The sequence below is a fragment of the Mesorhizobium sp. M0898 genome (assembly GCF_040319695.1).
In the GTDB taxonomy this organism is placed as follows: domain Bacteria; phylum Pseudomonadota; class Alphaproteobacteria; order Rhizobiales; family Rhizobiaceae; genus Mesorhizobium.
Window position 1 is genome coordinate 1 of record NZ_JAMYOE010000157.1, and the last position, 642, is coordinate 642.

1 protein-coding gene is annotated in these 642 nt (G+C 58.9%); it reads left to right on the plus strand.

Going from position 1 to position 642, the window contains the following annotated elements; translation table 11 throughout:
- Positions 1-642, plus strand: a 642-nt coding sequence (locus NKH90_RS34695; RefSeq protein ID WP_352823841.1) for a calcium-binding protein, incomplete at both ends; no start/stop codon positions are given.

A 642-nucleotide genomic window follows, 5' to 3' on the forward strand; every position in this document is an offset into this window, starting at 1 on the left:
CAATCTGATCGGTAACGAGTTCAGCCAGACTATCCAGGGCAATGCCGGCGACAACATCATTAAAGGCGGCGGTGGCGCCGATACGTTGGTCGGCTATGGCGGCAATGACACCTACTATGTAGACAATGCCGGCGACAGGGTGTTCGAGGCGGTGGGCGGTGGTACAGACAGGGTGTTCGCTACTGTAAGCCATACGCTTTCGGCCGGATCGGAAATCGAACTTCTTGCTACCAACCCGTCGGGCACATCGGCAATCAACCTCACCGGCAATGAGTTCGCCCAGAGCATCGGGGGTAACGCCGGCGCCAATGTCATTAATGGCGGCGGTGGCGCCGATACGATGGTCGGCTATGGCGGCAATGACACCTACTATGTGGACAATGCCGGCGACAGAGTTTATGAGGCGGTCGGCGGCGGTACCGACAGGGTGTTCGCTGCTGTGAGCCATGCGCTTTCGGCCAGTTCACAGATCGAGCTTCTCGCCACCACCAGCCCGTCCGGTACGTCTGCAATCAACCTGACCGGCAACGCCTTTGCCCAAACCATCCAAGGCAATGCCGGCGCCAATGTCATCAGTGGTGGCGGCGGTGCTGACATCTTGACCGGTAACGGAGGCAATGATGCATTCGTGTTCAACAGCGC